At 72.0% G+C, this 16,495-nt stretch carries 9 protein-coding genes; 7 read left to right on the top strand and 2 right to left on the bottom strand.

Annotation, left to right across the window (positions count from 1 at the left end; genetic code table 11):
* Nucleotides 1-48 precede the first annotated feature (48 nt).
* Together FHT37_RS06505 and FHT37_RS06510 are read left to right on the top strand one after the other, a co-directional pair.
* Nucleotides 49-3,180 (top strand): sensor histidine kinase, encoded by a 3,132-nt coding sequence (locus FHT37_RS06505; protein WP_183479608.1) that lies wholly within the window; start codon nt 49-51, stop codon nt 3,178-3,180.
* Nucleotides 3,173-4,987: a response regulator gene (locus FHT37_RS06510; RefSeq protein ID WP_091724657.1), complete on the top strand. Its 1,815-nt coding sequence runs from the start codon at nt 3,173-3,175 to the stop codon at nt 4,985-4,987. Before FHT37_RS06505 ends, FHT37_RS06510 begins: the two co-directional genes overlap by 8 nt.
* Nucleotides 4,988-5,008: 21 nt before the next feature.
* On the opposite strand, the gene FHT37_RS06515 is transcribed toward FHT37_RS06510, so the two are convergent.
* Complete coding sequence (locus tag FHT37_RS06515; RefSeq protein ID WP_183479610.1) at nt 5,009-8,011, bottom strand: diguanylate cyclase; 3,003 nt, start codon at nt 8,009-8,011, stop codon at nt 5,009-5,011.
* An 811-nt stretch (nt 8,012-8,822) separates the two neighbouring features.
* Between FHT37_RS06515 and FHT37_RS06520 the strand changes: the two genes are divergently transcribed.
* Entirely contained in the window at nt 8,823-9,188 is a 366-nt protein-coding gene (locus tag FHT37_RS06520; RefSeq protein WP_404932597.1) for a hypothetical protein, read from the top strand.
* A 31-nt stretch (nt 9,189-9,219) separates the two neighbouring features.
* Here the strand turns inward: FHT37_RS06520 and FHT37_RS06525 are convergent, their stop codons facing one another.
* Nucleotides 9,220-10,167, bottom strand: coding sequence for an esterase family protein (locus FHT37_RS06525; RefSeq protein WP_183479612.1), 948 nt, complete (start codon nt 10,165-10,167; stop codon nt 9,220-9,222).
* A gap of 249 nt (nt 10,168-10,416) precedes the next feature.
* Here FHT37_RS06525 and FHT37_RS06530 point away from each other — a divergent pair, with 249 nt between their 5' ends.
* From FHT37_RS06530 to galA, 4 genes are all read left to right on the top strand, one after another.
* Nucleotides 10,417-11,211, top strand: coding sequence for an SDR family oxidoreductase (locus tag FHT37_RS06530; RefSeq protein ID WP_310739720.1), 795 nt, complete (start codon nt 10,417-10,419; stop codon nt 11,209-11,211).
* 118 nt (nt 11,212-11,329) lie between these two features.
* On the top strand, nt 11,330-12,184 hold the full coding sequence (locus FHT37_RS06535; RefSeq protein ID WP_183479614.1) for an ureidoglycolate lyase: 855 nt from the start codon (nt 11,330-11,332) through the stop codon (nt 12,182-12,184).
* A 23-nt stretch (nt 12,185-12,207) separates the two neighbouring features.
* The gene (locus FHT37_RS06540) at nt 12,208-13,485 is read left to right on the top strand and encodes an L-fuconate dehydratase (RefSeq protein ID WP_183479616.1); all 1,278 of its coding nucleotides are present in this window, start codon (nt 12,208-12,210) and stop codon (nt 13,483-13,485) included.
* Between the two features lie 133 nt (nt 13,486-13,618).
* Nucleotides 13,619-16,489, top strand: coding sequence for a beta-galactosidase GalA (gene galA / locus FHT37_RS06545; RefSeq protein ID WP_255489509.1), 2,871 nt, complete (start codon nt 13,619-13,621; stop codon nt 16,487-16,489).
* Nucleotides 16,490-16,495: the final 6 nt, after the last annotated feature.

Here is a 16,495-nt window from a genome sequence, read left to right on the forward strand (position 1 = left end):
CGATAGTCGGGCCACGCCGCCGACGCGACAGGCAGCGAAGGACCCTTCGTGAGTCGCCTGCAAGGCCACCGTTTCCCGCCGCTGATCCTCTGCCTGCTCCTGGCCTGGGCCTGGCTGCTGGGCGCCCCCTCCGCAGCCCGGGCGGCCGACGCCGCGCCGCAGATCTCCCAGTACGCCCACACCTCGTGGACCGCGCGGGATGGCGCGCAGCTCGGGCTGGTCTTCGCCTTCGCGCAGACCCATGACGGCTACCTGTGGGTGGGCGGCTCCTACGGCCTCTTCCGCTTCGACGGGCTGCGCTTCGTGCCCTGGCAGCCGCCGAAAGGCTCCTCGCTGCCGAGCAATCCCTACGCCCTGCTGGTCTCGCGCGACGGCACGCTCTGGATCGGCACCTTCAACGGTCTGGTCAGCTGGAACGGCAGCCGCCTGACCCGCTATCCGGAGACCGACGGCGGGCTCGTCACCTCCCTGCTGGAGGACAGCGAGGGCACCGTCTGGGCCGGCCTGCTCGGTCCCCCCGGCCGGCTCTGCGCCGTGCGCGGCGGACAGGCCCGCTGCGACGACGCGCAGGGCGGCTTCGGCACCTTCGTGTGGAGCCTGGCGCAGGATCGCTCGGGCGACCTGTGGGCCAGCGCGGACTCGGGCCTGTGGCGCTGGCGGCCCGGCACGCCGCAGCGCATCGACGCGTCCGGCCAGCGCCTGGGCGACCTGACCGAGACCGCCGACGGCCAGTTGCTGGTCGGCGTCCGCGGCGCCGGGCTCAAGCGCCCCGCCGGCGACCGGCTCGCCCCCTATCCGCTGCGCAGCGCCACCCGGCCCGCGGAACTGCTGCCCGATCGCCAGATCCTGGCCAACAAGCTGCTGCGGGCCCGCGACGGCGGCCTGTGGATCGGCACCGATGGCCTGGGGCTGCTGCATGTGCGCGAAGACCAGGCCTCCGCCTTCACCCGGTCCGACGGCCTGTCCGGCAACATCGCCTGCAGCCTGTTCGAGGACCGCGAAGGCAACATCTGGTACGGCAGCGACAAGGGCGTGGACCGCTTCCGCAAGCTGCCCGTCACCACGCTGTCCAAGGCGCAGGGCCTGCCCAACGAGGCGACGCGGTCGGTGCTGGCGAGCCGGGACGGCAGCGTCTGGGTCGCCACCGACGACGGCCTGGCCCGGTGGAAGGACGGCGCCATCGCCGTCTACAAGGAGGCGCAGGGGCTGCCGGACGCCCGGGTGCACTCGCTGTACGAGGACCACGACGGGCGGCTCTGGGCCAGCACCGCCGCGGGCCTGGCGTCCCTGGCACCGCCGCGGGGGGCGCGTGCGGCGCCCGGCCAGCCGGCCGAACGGTTTGTCCGCGTCGACGGCGTACCCGGCCGGGAGATCTACTCGATCACCGGGGACGACGCCGGCAACCTCTGGCTCTCGGGCAATGAGGGGCTGATCCGGCTGCATCAAGGGCGCTTCGTCGAGAGCCTGCCCTGGTCCGCTTTCGGCCGCCGCCAGCAGGCCAAGGTCATCGTCGCCGACCGGGGCGGCCTGTGGCTGTCCTTCTGGCAGGACGGCGGGGTGATGCGGGTCAAGGACGGCAAGGTCCTGGCCACCTACACCGCCGCCGAAGGCCTGGGCGCCGGCCATGTGGCGGGCCTGCGCCTGGCGGCCGACGGCACGGTCTGGGCGGCCACCGAGGACGGCGGCCTCAGCCGCATCAAGGACGGTCGCGTCGCCACGCTGGGCGTCGGCCAGGGCCTGCCCTGCAACACCATCCACTGGTCGGTCGTCGATGACGACGGGGCGCTGTGGCTGTACACGGCCTGCGGGCTGATCCGCATCCTGGGCGAGGACCTGGCCGCGTGGGAAGCCGATCCCGCGCACCGCGTCGCGCCCAAGACCTGGGGTGCCGCGGACGGCGTGCCGCTGCTGGCCTTGACGCCGGCCTACTTCAATCCCCCGGTGGCCAAGGCCGGCGATGGCCGGCTGTGGATGGTCTCGGGCGCCGATGCCCAGGTGCTGGACCCGGCCCGGCTGCCCTTCAATCCGCTGCCCCCGCCGGTCCACATCGAGTCGCTGGTGGCGGACCACACCGCCTACGCCGTCGCCCCGGGCCTGCGCCTGCCGCCGCAGGTGCGCGACATGACGATCCAGTTCACCGCCCTGAGCCTGGTCGACCCGAAGAACACGCGCTTCCGCTACCGGCTGGACGGCCACGACACCGACTGGCAGGAGGTCGTCGACCGGCGCCAGGCCAGCTACACCAACCTGCCGCCCGGCGCCTACCGCTTCCAGGTGAAGGCGGCCAACAACAGCGGCATCTGGAACGAGGACGGCGCGCAGCTGGCGTTCTCGATCGAGCCGGCCTTCCACCAGACCACCTGGTTCCGCGTGCTGACAGGCCTCCTGCTGGGGCTCCTGGTGGTGAGCGTCTTCCAGGTCCGGATGCGGATGCGGATGCGCCGGCTGCGCCTGCAGCTCGAGGCGACGGTGGAGGCGCGCGTGGCCGAACGCACCCGCATCGCCCGCGACCTGCACGACACCCTGCTGCAGCGCTTCAACGGGCTGCTGCTGCAGTTCCAGGCCGCCTGCAACCTCCTGCCCGACCGGCCGCGCGAATCGAGGCAGGTCCTCGCCGTCGCGATCGACCAGGTCGCCGAGGCCATCACCGAAGGCCGCGACGCGGTGCAGGGCCTGCGGACCGCGGCGGCCCCAGCGAACGACCTCGCGCAGGCGCTGCGCGCCACCGCGCAGGCGCTGGCCCGAGAACACGGCCCGGCGCCCGCGACGCAGGTCGAGGTCCAAGGCCCGCCGCGGCCGCTGAGCCCGGTCGTGCGCGACGAGGCCTTCCTGATCGCGGGCGAGGCGATGCGCAACGCCTTCCACCATGCCGAGGCGACGCAGGTCGAGGTCGAGATCCGCCATGACCCGCGGCAACTGCGGGTGCGGGTGCGCGACGACGGCAGGGGCATCGCCCCGACGGTCCTGCAGGCGGGCCGCAAGGAGGGGCACTTCGGCCTGAGCGGCATGCGCGAGCGCGCCGAGCTGCTGGGCGGCCGGCTCACCGTCCGCAGCGGCGTCGGGGCCGGCACCGAAGTGGAGTTCAGCGTGCCGGCGGCGCGGGCTTATAGTCCCGTCGCGTCAGCCCGGTCGTGGTTCCCTTTCAAGAAACGCCCGCCCTGGGAGATCCCGCATGACTGAAGAATCGAGCCGCATCCAGGTGCTCTGCGTCGACGACCACCCCATCGTCCGGCAGGGCATCGCCACGCTGCTGTCGGTGGAGCCGGACATGACGCTGGTGGCCGAGGCGTCCAACGGCCGCGAGGCGATCGAGCGCTTCCGCGCCCATCGTCCGGACGTCACGCTGATGGACCTGCAGATGCCCGGCATGGGCGGGCTGGACGCGATCGCGGCGATCCGCGCCGAATTCCCGGACGCCCGCATCATCGTCCTCACCACCTATGTCGACGATGCGCAGGCGCAGCAGGCCTTGCAGACCGGCGCGCTGGGCTACCTGCTGAAGAACGCGCTGCACAAGGAGCTGCTGGACGCGATCCGCGCCGTGCATGCCGGGCGCATGGCCCTGCCCTCCGAGACCTCCTTCGAGCTGGCCGCGCAGATCCCCGTGGATGCGCTCACGCCGGCGGAAATCGGCCTGCTGCGCTTCATCGCCCAGGGCAATGCGTACGAGGAGATCTCCAAGGTGCTGGGCCTTGGCCCGACGGTGGTCGAAAGCCAGGTACAGGGCCTGCTGTCCAAGCTCGACGAGCAGGAGCGCACGCGCGCCGCCGCGACCGACCTGCACCAGGGCATGCTCGAGACCGAGCGGGCCGCCCGGCATGCGGCCGAGGCCGCCAACCGCGCCAAGAGCGAGTTCCTCGCCGGCATGAGCCACGAGCTGCGCACGCCGCTGAACGGCGTCCTGGGTTACGCCCAGCTGCTGAGCATGGAAGGCGGGCTGAGCGCCCGGCAGGCGCGCGGCCTGGAGACGATCCAGCAGAGCGGGCTGCACCTGCTGGCGCTGATCAACGACATCCTGGATCTGGCCCGCATCGAGGCCGGCCGCACCGAGCTGGACCTGGCGCCGGTCAACCTGCCCGAGCTGCTGCGATCGGTCGTCAACCTGATGCGCATCAAGGCGGAGGAGAAGCAGCTGGCCTTCGTGTTCGACACCGCGAGCGCCCTGCCGGCGACGGTGCTGACCGACGGCCGCCGGCTGCGCCAGGTGCTGCTGAACCTGCTGGGCAACGCCATCAAGTTCACCGACGCCGGCACGATCACGCTGCGCGCGGGCGCCGAGCCGCTCGCGGCGGACCAGGTGCGGCTGCGCCTGGACATCGAGGACACCGGCATCGGCATGCGCCCCGAGGACCTGGACCGCATCTTCGAGCCCTTCGTGCAGGTCGGCGCCGCGCAGCGCCGCGCCGGCGGCACCGGGCTGGGCCTGGCGATCACCCGGGCCCTGGTGACCGACATGGGCGGGCAGGTGCGGGTGAGCAGCGAGTTCGGCGTCGGCACCCGGTTCCAGCTGGAGCTGCCGCTCTCGCCCACCGAGGCCGAGGCCGACGCCACGCCGAAGATCGCGCCCGGCGTGCCGCGTTACCTCGGCGCGCCCCGGCGCGTGCTGGTGGTCGACGACGTCGCGGCCAACCGCGCGCTGCTGTGCGACTTCCTGTCGGACGCCGGCTTCCAGGTGGCCCAGGCCAGCGACGGCGCCGAGCTGGCCGCGGCGGTGAGCCGCTTCCGTCCGGACCTGATCCTGATGGACAGCATGATGCCGACGACCGACGGCGTGGAGGCCACGCGCCAGCTGCGCCGCCATCCCGACACGGCCACGGTGCCGGTGATCGCGATCTCGGCCACGGCCACGGCCGAGCACCGCGCCGCCTGTCTGCGGGCCGGCGTCAACGTGTTCCTGACCAAGCCGGTTTCGCTGGGGACCCTCCAGACGCACATCGGCGAGCAGCTCGGCCTGCAATGGCTCGAGCCGCCGGCCGCGTCGCGCTGAGGACCGCCCCGGGGCGACGGATCACCGACGGCCGCCGGCCGTGATGGCGGCGTCGTCTTCGCCCGCGAAGGCCTGCGCGACCGGCTCCGCCGCGACCACGGCGACTTCTGGCGGCGCCGCTGTCGCCGCTCCCACCGGTTCCGCCGGCTGGGCCGGCGACGCCTCGTGGAACGCCACCTGGTTGCGTCCGCCGCGCTTGGCCTGATAGAGCGCGCGATCCGCGGCTTCCAGCAGTTGCTCGCCGTCGCCGGTGTCGACGCCCAGCATGGCCGCGCCGAACGAACTGGTCACCACGCCGATCACGGTGGGCGCGCGGCTGACGTCGACCTGCATGCGGCGCAGGCGCTGTCTATCCTCCGGCTGCGCCAGGTCCAGCCCCGGCAGCACGAGGCAGAACTCCTCGCCGCCCAGCCGTCCCACCGCGTCGTAGGGCCGCACCGTCGCGGCGAGGCGGCCGGCGAAGTCCTTCAGCACCGCATCCCCGGCCGGATGGCCGTGGGTGTCGTTGACCCGCTTGAAGTGGTCGATGTCGACGATCGCGAGCGTCAGGGGCGTGCGCTCGCGGCGGGCCCGCACGACCTCGCGCTGGAGGATCTCCGTCAAGGCGCGCCGGTTCCAGAGCCCGGTCAGCGCGTCGCGGCTGGCCAGTTCCTCGAGCTGCGCGCGGGAGGCCTCCAGCTCGCGCGTGCGCTCGCCCACCAACTGTTCGAGCCGGGCCTGCTGGCTCCGCCATTGACGGCGCCGCCACAGGTGCCAGCCCTGCGACAGCCCCAGCAGCGCGACCAGCCCCAGCGCCGTCGCCCACGCCCGTCGCCACCAGGGCGGCTGCAGCGTGAAGCCGAAGCTCGTCGTCGCGGAGTACCGACCGGTCTCAGGATCCGCGAGCCGCACCTCCATCTGGATCGCCCCGGGCTCCAGGCCCGCCACGTCGATGTCGGGTGTCGCGACCGCGGTCCAGCCCTCGTCGCGTCCGACCTGGCGGTACTCGACGCGCACCCGGGGGTCGCTGAACTGCAGGGGCGCGACCCGCAGGTGGATCCGGTCCCGCGACCAGGCCAGCGTCTCGCCGTCCTGCATCGGCACCTGGCCGGCGCCGCGCGTCGCCGACATCAGCACCGGGCGCGGCAAGGCCGTCGCGAAGACCTGGGAGGGATCGATCAGGCGCGACAAGCCGCGGCTGGTGCCGATCCACATCGACCGGTCGCCGTCCTCGTACAGCGCGTGGCCCGAGGTGTCGTTCCAGGCCAGCCCCTGCGAGCGATCCAGCAGCTTCCAATGCGTCCCGTCGTGCACCACCAGCCCGGCGTCGGTGCCGAGCCAGAGCCAGCCTCGGCTGTCGATCAGCAGGGACACGATCATCCGGCCCTTGAGGACGGGGGCGTCTAGGCTTTCCAGCGACGGCTTCGCCGCCCCTGGCGTCCGCACCCGCCAGGCCTGGCCGGCCTCGCTGGCCGCGACGACGGTGCCGTCCTCGCCACAGGCGACGTAGGTCACCCCGTCCTCGACCGCGAGGGACGACAGCCATTGGCCTGCCCGGCGTCGGGCCAGCCCACGCGCCCCGGCGAGCCACAACGTGCCGTCGGGCGTCTCGCAGGCGTCGTAGAAATGCTCCTGCGCATTGCCTGGGGGGCCGGGCACCGCCTGCACCGGGCCTCGGCCCGCCTCGGGCCAGCGATGCAGCTTGCCGGCGGTGATGACCCAGAGCGCGCCGTCCTTCGAGGCCAGCGCCCAGAGGAAGCCGTCCTCGGTCCCGCCGGGCGTCGTGATCGGGCCCGGCAGCCCTCGTCCGTCGCGCACGTGGTGGAAGGTCGCTACATCGGTGGCGGCCCACAGGCCGCCCTGGCCATCGGGGACCAGCCCGAAGAGGTCGCCCGCGTGCGGCAGCGGCACCTGGCGGAACACGCCCTGCGCCGCGTCGAACGCCGCCAGGCCCCGTCCCGTGCCGACATGCAGCGCGCCACGCCCCTCCCCGTCGCGCTGCATCGTCCAGACCACGCTGCTGGGCAGGCCGTCCGCATCGGTCCAGCTCTCCCAGCGGCCGTAGCCGCGCCACTGCAGCAACCCCGTGCCGCGCAGCCCGAGCCAGAGCCCGCCTTCGCGATCGCTCAGCAGCGCGTGGACGCGACCGTCGCCGGGCAGGCCTTGCCGCTTGCCGAAGGACTGCCACTGCTGCCCCTGCCAGCGCAGCACGCCCAGCTGCGACGCGGTCAGGATGCGGTGCGCGGCATCCTCGACCAGCGGATAGCGATGCATCGGATCGCCGCGGTCGCTGGGTGCGGTCCGGTCGACGAAGGCCTCGGCGCCCGCGGGCAGCTGCAGCGTCGCCTGCGTGGAGCGCGCCCAGACGCTGCCGTCGCTGGCCTCGAGCAGCGCATGCCACTGCTGGCGCGCAACGCCGCTGCGCGCATCCCATCGCTTGAGCTCGCCGCGATGCCAGCGGCAGATGGCGTCGCCGCAACCCGCCCACAGCGCGCCGTCGCGCGCCAGCATGACGCTGGCCAGGCGGCCCATCTCCGGATGACGCGCCAGTTGCTCGGCCGTCATCACCGGGCTCGAGGACCAGCTGTCGGTCTGCCGGTCGACGACCACGTGCTGCAGCCCGCCCAAGGTGACGAACCAGGCCTCGTCGCCGCGCGCGGCGATCGCCATCGGCACGTCCTGCGGCAGCTTCGCCGTCCGGGGGAGCACGCGCTCCAGCCGGCCGTCGTGCCACCACCAGGTGCCGGTGTCGGAGAGGATCCACAGGTGTCCGCCGCCGCTGGCCAGCGCGGCCACCCGCCGCAGTTCCTGCGTGGCGACGCGCTCGATGCGCTGCCCGTCGTGGCGATACAGGCCGTTCTCGGTGCCGGCCCACAGGAAACCCTGCGCATCCTGTTGCAGCGCGTTGAGCGCCAGGTTGCCCAGGCCGTCCGGCTGGCCGAGCTCGCGCAGGTTCATCTGCTCGCAGAAGCCGGCCGACGATCCGAGGATCGACGCCAGCAGCCATGCGCCGCGCACCATCGCGCGGCTCCATGCGTTCCTCATGTCGTCTCCGGCTGTCGTCTTCGCTGGCGAGCTTACCGAGCCGACGTCCGAGCGCACGCCGGCGACATCACCGAGCCGCGCGGCCGAGTGAAGAAATGCCTCGAAGCGCGCACCGCGCACGGGTCGGACGCGCGTCCTGCACTGCCCGCAGCCCCCGGTGGGACGCCAGTGACGGGTCAGTGAAGGCATGCCGGGGAGGGCTCGGGACAATCCGACCAACGCATCTTTTTCCTCGTCGCGCGACCCGATCGACGTCCGAGGCCCACGGACATGACCGCGCACCTTCACCCTCCGGATTCGACGACAGGAACGAGCGATGACCCGACCCGCGATCCGCGTCGTTGACCTGACGGCGCGCCTGGGCGACCAGGCCCTGGCGCAATGCGCCGGTACCTCGACCTCGCCGGGCAGCGACGGGCGCCGGATCGTCCGCCCCGGCGCCTCGCCGTCGGGGCCGGCCCTCGAGTGGGTCAAGCCGCCCCGGCACCTGGACGAGCTCTCGCCCGGCGCCGGACCGGACGCCCTCTTCCTGCTGGTGGGGCCGGGCTCGGTCCGGGCCGCCACCGAGGTCTTCCAGCGCGCCGTCGATGCCGGCGTGCCCCGCATCCATGCGCTGCTGGCGCCCAACGCCCTCGTCGAGGAATCGGCGCTGCGATCGATGGTGCCGCGAAGCGACGACGCCCGGCGTCTCTACCGCCTGCCCGACAGCAGCGCGGAAACCCTGTGGTTCGTCCTCATCGACGAACTCGACCGTTGGCCGACCCCGCAGGGCCCGGCCGCCTTCCCTCCCCCTGACCTCACGAAAGTACCCATGAGCAACAACCTGCAGCAGTCGATGTCGGCTGCGATGACGATCGACGGCGCGATGTCGGCCGCACTGGTGGACTACCGCAGCGGCATGTGCCTGGCCCAGGCGGGCTCCGGCCTCAACCTCGAACTGGCCGCGGCCGGCAACACGCAGGTGGTGCGCGCCAAGCTGCAGACCATGGAAGCGCTGGGCCTGCGCAAGGGCGGCATCGAGGACATCCTGATCACGCTCGCGGACCAGTACCACCTGATCCGGCTGGTGCCCAACAACGCCGGCCTGTTCCTCTATCTGGTGCTGGACCGGGCCAAGGGCAACCTGGCCCTGGCGCGCTACAAGCTGACCGAGATCGAGCGCGGCCTCAAGGTCTGAGCGACCCGGCGCCACCGGGCGGCACGGCGGTTCATCGGAAGAGCCGCTGCGAGAACTGGTACAGGTTGTCGCTCCAGCTCTCGCGGTCGTGCCCGCTGGCGTCGACGTTCCACTGGTGGGGAACGCCTTGCCGGAGCAGGTCCCGGTGCACCCGCTGCGAGACGCTGATCAAGCCATCCCGGTTGCCGCAGGACAGGTACAGCAGCGCCAATTGCCGGCGCAGCGCGCCGGGATCGGGCGTCAACTCCGCCGTGGCCCGCGTGTTGGGCGCGGAGGAAAAACCACCGATCCAGGCGAAGGTCTCCGGATGGCCCAGGCCCATGTTGAGCGCCTGCCCGCCGCCCATCGACAGCCCCGCGAGCGCGCGATGCCGCGCGTCCGCCCGGACCGGGTAGGCGGCCTCGACCGCGGGAATGAGGAAGTCCAGCAGGTCGCGCTCGAACTTCGCGAAGCCGGCCGCGTTGGCCTCGGTGAAGACGCGATCCGGCGGCGGCACGCTGTCGTCCGGCAGGGCCCGGCCATTGGGCATCACCACGATCATCGGGACCGCCTTGCCGTCGGCGATCAGGTTGTCCAGCACGGCGTTGGCCCGCACGTAACCGGTCCATTCGTGCTGGTTGCCGCCGATGCCGTGCAGCAGGTAGAGCACCGGATAGCGGCGCTCGCGCGTGTAGCCGGCCGGCAGATAGACCAGCGCCTGGCGCCGCCCGCCGGTGACGCCCGACTCGTAGCTGAACGTCTCCACCCGGCCCGGTACGACGCCGGGCCGCGTTTCGTCGAAGCCTCGCGGCGGCGGCGGCGTCGAGCGGACATCGTCGGCCGCCAGCACGATCGGCCGGGCAAAGTTGGCGCGGGCCGCGTCCGGTGTCACCGGGCCGGCGTCCTGCGCTTGCGCGGTGGGCGCGAGGGCCAGCACGAGCGCGCTCAGCAGCGCGCCCGACAGCGCGCCAGGCAGGGGATCGAAGGAGCGGAAGGTCATGGGCTGCATCCCGGATGTGGACTGACCAGTATCGCAACATCTTCATTCGGTCTTACCGGCATAAACACGGAATCCTTGCCGGGCCCGCCCTACCCGGCCCCGCCCGCCGCGGGAAGGCGGATCGCCGCTCGACAGGCCACCCATCCGGTCGGACCAATTTGAAACGATACGAATCAAGGGTAGTTCCCGGGTGGGGGTGACAACCCTGTCTGGCATAAACTGGTCAGACCTCTTGGCCGGATTTCGACCGTGAACCTGCCCCTTCCGCCCTCTTCCGCCGCTGGCTCCCTCGCTGGCAAGACCGTGCTGATCACCGCAGCCGCCCAAGGGATCGGCCGCGCGAGCGCACTGGCCTGCCTCGCGGCGGGCGCCGAGGTGATTGCCACCGACCTCGCGGCCCCTGGCCTGGACAGCCTGCGCGAAGACGCCGGAGATTCGTCCCGCTTGCGGACCGCGCCGCTCGACGTGCGCGACGCCGCCGCCATCCAGTCCCTGGCGCGCGAGCTGCCGCCGCTGCACGGCCTCTTCAACTGCGCCGGCTTCGTCCATCACGGCTCGGTCCTGGACTGCGACGAGTCGGCCTGGGATTTCAGCATGGACCTCAACGTCAAGAGCATGTGGCGCATGCTGCGCGCCTTCCTGCCCGGCATGCTGGCCGAGGCGGCGCGCCCCGGTGGCAGCGCCTCGGTGCTGAACATGGCGTCGATGGCGTCCTCGGTGAAGGGCTTTCCCAACCGCTGCGTCTATGGCGTCAGCAAGGCGGCGGTGATCGGCCTGACCAAGTCGGTCGCGGCCGACTTCGTCAAGCAGGGCCTGCGCTGCAATGCGCTGTGCCCCGGCACGGTGGACACGCCCTCGCTGCGCGGACGCATCGCCGCGGCCGCCGATCCGGTGCAGGCCGAGCGCGACTTCATCGCGCGCCAGCCGATGGGACGCCTGGCCACGGTGGACGACATCGCGCCGCTGGTGGTGTTCCTGCTCAGCGATGCGTCCCGCTTCATCACCGGCCAGGCGGTCAGCGTCGACGGCGGCGTCACGATCTGAACCCCGTGGCCGTCGCCGTTTCCCGGTCGCCAGGCCGACAGGCCTTCGGGCCGTTCTGGCCTTCAAGCCGCCCCTCCGATTTCCTCTCGCCCCTCTCGCCTCTCTCGCAAGGACTGCCATGAAACTGCTCCGCTACGGCCCGCCCGGCCAGGAACGCCCCGGCCTGCTGGACGCCGACGGCCAGGTGCGCGACCTCTCCGGACACATCGACGACCTCGCCGGCGAGGTGCTGACCCCCGCCGGCCTGTCGCTGCTGCGCCAGCTCGATCCCACCACCCTGCCCCGGGTCCCGGGCACGCCGCAGCGGGATCTGCGACTCGGTCCCTGCGTCGGCCAGGTCGGCAAGTTCATCTGCATCGGCCTGAACTACGCCGACCACGCCGCGGAGTCCGGCCTGCCGGTGCCGCAGGAGCCGGTGGTCTTCGCCAAATGGACCAGCGCGATCAGCGGTCCCGACGACCCGGTGCGCATCCCGCGGGGCTCGGTCAAGACGGATTGGGAGGTCGAGCTGGGCGTGGTCATCGGCGAGGGCGGCGCCTACATCGACGAAGCCGACGCGATGAAGCATGTCGCCGGCTACTGCGTCGTCAACGACGTGTCCGAGCGCGAATGGCAGCTCGAGCGCGGCACCCAATGGGACAAGGGCAAGGGCTGCGACACCTTCGGGCCGCTCGGCCCCTGGCTGGTCACCGCGGACGAGATCCCGGACCCGCAGCAGCTGGACCTCTGGCTGGAGGTCGACGGGCACCGCTACCAGAACGGCAACACCCGCACGATGGTGTTCGGTGTGGCGCAGATCGTCAGCTACCTGAGCCGCTTCATGAGCCTGCAGCCGGGAGACGTCATCTCCACCGGCACGCCGCCCGGCGTCGGCCTGGGCCAGAAGCCGCCGGTCTACCTGCGGCCCGACCAGACGATGCGCCTGGGCATCGCCGGACTGGGCACGCAGACCCAGCGCACCGTCGCCGCCTGAAGCCCGCCACCTCACCCCGCCCCATGAGCCGCATCACCAGTCTGCGCACCGTCGACGTGCGCTTCCCCACGTCGGCCCACCTGGACGGCTCCGACGCGATGAATCCCGATCCGGATTACTCGGCCGCCTACGTCATCCTCGAGACGGACCGGCCGGGCCTGGAGGGCCACGGTCTGACCTTCACCATCGGGCGCGGCAACGACCTGTGCTGCCGTGCCATCGAGGCAATGCGGCATCTCGTCGTCGGCCTGGACCTGGATTGGATCGCCGCCGACATGGGGCGCTTCTGGCGGCACGTGACCTCGGACAGCCAGCTGCGCTGGATCGGACCCGACAAGGGCGCGATCCACCTGGCCACCGGCGCCGTCGTCAACGCGGTCTGGGACCTGTGGGCCAAGGCCAAGGGCAAGCCGCTGTGGCGCCTGGTCGCCGACATGAGCCCCGAGGAGCTGGTGCGCTGCATCGACTTCCGCTACCTCACCGACTGCATCACGCCGGACGAGGCGCTCGCGCTGCTGACCCGAGCGGCCGAGGGCAAGGCCGAGCGCCTGGCCCAGCTCGAGCGCGAGGGCTATCCCTGCTACACGACCTCGGCCGGCTGGCTCGGCTACCCGGACGACAAGCTGCGACGCCTGTGCCAGGAGGCGGTGGACGCCGGCTTCGGCCATGTGAAGCTCAAGGTGGGCCGCGACCGCGAGGACGACATCCGCCGCCTGCGCATCGCCCGCGAGGTGCTCGGGCCCGATCGCCGCCTGATGATCGACGCCAACCAGGTGTGGGACGTGCCGGTGGCCATCGACTGGCTGAAGGACCTGGCCTTCGCGCGGCCCTGGTTCATCGAGGAGCCCACCAGCCCCGACGACGTCGAAGGCCATCGCGCGATCCGCGAGGCCATCGCGCCGATGCGGGTCGCGACCGGCGAGATGTGCCAGAACCGCATCCTGTTCAAGCAGTTCATCATGCGCGGCGCCATCGACGTGGTGCAGATCGACAGCTGCCGCCTGGGCGGCGTCAACGAGATCCTGGCGGTGCTGCTGATGGCGGCCAAGCATGGCCTGCCGGTGTGTCCGCATGCGGGCGGCGTCGGCCTGTGCGAGTACGTGCAGCACCTCTCCGTCATCGACTTCCTGTGCGTCTCCGCCAGCCGCGAGGACCGGGTGATCGAGTACGTCGACCATCTGCACGAGCACTTCGTCGATCCCTGCGTCGTGCGTGGCGCCGCCTACCTGCTGCCGACCGCTCCGGGCTTCTCCATCACGATGAAACCCGAGTCGCTGGAGCGGTATCGCTTCCGCGGCTGAGCCGTCGGCTCGGTGTTTTCACCGGTAAGACCGAAAGTAGATTTTGAGAAACTGGTAAGACCAAATCAACGGCCGTCAGAGCCTCGAAGGACCGCCGCCTTTCCGGCGCCGCGGTCCTCGTCATGGAGACAAGATGTTCAAGACGATGACGCGCCCTGCGTCACTGGTTCATGGGCTGTTGATCGCCTGCCTGGCGATCGCGGCGCTGCTGCCCGCTACCGCGCGCGCCGAGGGGCCGCGCGAGCGCCTGTCGCTGGACGCCGGCTGGCTGTTCCACCGCGGCGAAGTGCCGCCGCAGCCGGTCAAGGGACACGGCGCGAGCTACCACCAGGCCAAGGCGGGCGGCGTCGTCGGCGCCGGTGGGGCGGAGTTCGACGACTCCGACTGGCGCCGGCTGGACCTGCCGCACGACTGGGCGATCGAGAACGCCTTCGACCGTCAAGAGAACGCGTCGCAGGGCTACCGCGCCCGAGGCATCGGCTGGTACCGGCGCTACCTGCAGCTGCCGGAGTCCGACCGGAGCCGCCACATCGAACTGCAGTTCGACGGCATCGCGACCCACAGCACGGTGTGGGTCAACGGCATCGTGGTGAATCGCAACTGGTCCGGCTACAACGGCCGCGCCATCGACATCACGCCCTACCTGCGCTACGGCGACGAGGTGAACAGCATCGCGGTGCGCGTCGACGCGGACGCCCAGGAAGGCTGGTGGTACGAAGGCGCCGGCATCTACCGCCATGTCTGGCTGGTCAAGCGCGACCCGCTGCACATCGCCACCGACGGTCTCTACGCCAATCCGGTGCAGCGCGACGGCCGCTGGACGCTGCCGGTCGAGGTGCAGGTCGACAACACCGGCGAGGCCGTGCGGGCCGCGGTCGTGTCGCTTGAGGTGACCGGCCCCGACGGCGCCGTGGTGGCCCGGAAGGAGACCCGCGTTCGCGTCGCCGCGCTGGACTCGGCCACCGCGCGCCTGACGCTGGACATCCGGCAACCCGCGCTCTGGTCGCCGCGATCGCCGCGGCTGTATCGCGTGCGGGCGGTGCTGCGCCAACCCGGCGCCGGCCCGCTGCGCGAGATCGACGCCACCGAGCTGCATACCGGTTTCCGCACGCTGCGCTTCGATGCCGAGCGGGGCTTCTTCCTCAACGGCGAAGCGCTCAAGCTGCAGGGCGTGTGCATCCACCAGGACCATGCCGGCGTCGGCGTCGCGGTGCCGACGGCGATCTGGGAATTCCGCCTGCGCCGCCTCCAGGAAATGGGCGTGAACGCGGTGCGCTTCGCCCACAACGCGGTGGCGCCGGAGGTCATGGACCTGGCGGACCGCCTGGGCCTGCTGGTGATGGACGAGAACCGCAACTTCAGTGCGAGCCCGGACGCGATGGCCCAGCTGACCTGGCTGGTGCGGCGCGACCGCAACCGGCCCAGCGTGATCCTCTGGTCCTTGTTCAACGAAGAGCCGCTGCAAGGCACCTGGCAAGGCCGCGAGATGGCGCGCCGCATGGCCGCCGAGATCAAGCGGCTGGACCCGAGCAGGCCGGTCACCGCGGGCATGCACGACGGCCTCTTCGCCGATCGCAACGCCTCGGAGGTGCTGGACGTGGTCGGCGTCAACTACCAGGTCCATGCCTACGACCGCTACCACCGCGAGCATCCGGGCCGGCCGATGTTCAGTTCCGAGGACACCTCCGCCTACATGACGCGCGGCGCCTGGCGCAGCGACCGGCAGGCGCAGGTGCTGGGCAGCCACGACGACGAGCCCTCGTCCTGGGGCCAGACCCATCGCGAGGCCTGGCGGCACATCGCGCAGCGGCCGTTCATGGCGGGCGGCTTCGTCTGGAGCGGCTTCGACTACCACGGCGAGCCCACGCCCTTCGAATGGCCGAGCGCCTCGACCTTCTTCGGCGCCCTGGACCTGTGCGGTTTCCCCAAGGCAGCCTTCTACATCCGGCAGGCGCAATGGGTGAAGGACCGCACCGTGGTCAAAATCCTGCCGCACTGGAACTGGGCCGGCAGCGAGGGTCAGCCGGTGAAGGTGATGGTCGCCACCAACGCGCCGCGCGTGCGCCTGCTGCTGAACGGCCAGACGGTCGCGGAGCAGGCGGCGGACCGCGACGGCATCGTCAGCGTCGACCTGCCCTACGCGCCGGGCCGGCTGGAGGCCGTCGCGCTGGAGGGCCCGCGTGAACTGGCCCGCGACCTGGTGGAGACCAGCGGCGCCCCGGCCCGCCTGGTGCTTGCCGCCGACCGCGCCACGCTGGCCGGCGACGGCCGCGATGCGGTGGCGGTGACCGTCAGCGCGGTCGATGCGCAGGGCCGCCCGGTGCCGACCGCCAACCTGATGGTGCGCTTCGAGACCACCGGCGGCGGCCGCCTGATCGGCGTCGGCAATGGCGATCCCAATTCGCATGAAGCGTCCAAGGCGCCGGAGCGCTCGCTCTTCAACGGCCTGGCGCAGGCGATCCTCCAGACCGACCGTGACGGCCAGGGACCGCTGCGGCTGCGCGCGACGGCGGACGGGCTGGCGGCCGCCGAGCTGGTGCTGGACGTGCGCCCGGCGCGGGTCCCGTCGGCGCCGGCCGCGGAGGCGATCAGCCGCGTCGGCGGCTGGCGCATCTCGCCGCCCCAGGCCACGCGTCCCGATCCCAACCAGGTGCTGGCGGAGAACGACATGAACAGCTGGGGCTGGGGCGAGCCACCGATCCGGCAGGTGGCGGAGGCCGCGCCCTGGCGCGCCTACCGCGCCTCGCTGCGCCTGCGCGCCGACCGCAACGATGGCCAGGGCCAGCTGCTGTTCCAGGAGATCGCGGGCCAGGCGGAGGTCTGGGTCGATGGCGTGAAGATCGGCGAGAAGACCTCGCCGGCGCCCGGCCCCTTGCGCCTGCCGCTGGCCCAGGGACCGGGCTGGCGCACGATGACCGTGCTGGTGCGCGCGCAGCCGGGCCAACCCTCGGGCCTCATCGGGCGGGTTTCGCTCGAACGCGGCCAGGCGAAGGCCGCGCCATGAGATACG

This window comes from Mitsuaria sp. BK037 (assembly GCF_014193045.1).
Classification (GTDB): domain Bacteria; phylum Pseudomonadota; class Gammaproteobacteria; order Burkholderiales; family Burkholderiaceae_C; genus Roseateles.

Bases quoted from the DNA above. Each gene is read 5' to 3' on its own strand.
- FHT37_RS06525 (WP_183479612.1), bottom strand. From the start codon at position 10,167: ATGACCTTCCGCTCCTTCGATCCCCTGCCTGGCGCGCTGTCGGGCGCG.
- FHT37_RS06520 (WP_404932597.1), top strand. From the start codon at position 8,823: ATGAGCAACAACCTGCAGCAGTCGATGTCGGCTGCGATGACGATCGAC.
- FHT37_RS06515 (WP_183479610.1), bottom strand. From the start codon at position 8,011: ATGAGGAACGCATGGAGCCGCGCGATGGTGCGCGGCGCATGGCTGCTG.
- FHT37_RS06540 (WP_183479616.1), top strand. From the start codon at position 12,208: ATGAGCCGCATCACCAGTCTGCGCACCGTCGACGTGCGCTTCCCCACG.
- FHT37_RS06535 (WP_183479614.1), top strand. From the start codon at position 11,330: ATGAAACTGCTCCGCTACGGCCCGCCCGGCCAGGAACGCCCCGGCCTG.
- FHT37_RS06510 (WP_091724657.1), top strand. From the start codon at position 3,173: ATGACTGAAGAATCGAGCCGCATCCAGGTGCTCTGCGTCGACGACCAC.
- galA (WP_255489509.1), top strand. From the start codon at position 13,619: ATGTTCAAGACGATGACGCGCCCTGCGTCACTGGTTCATGGGCTGTTG.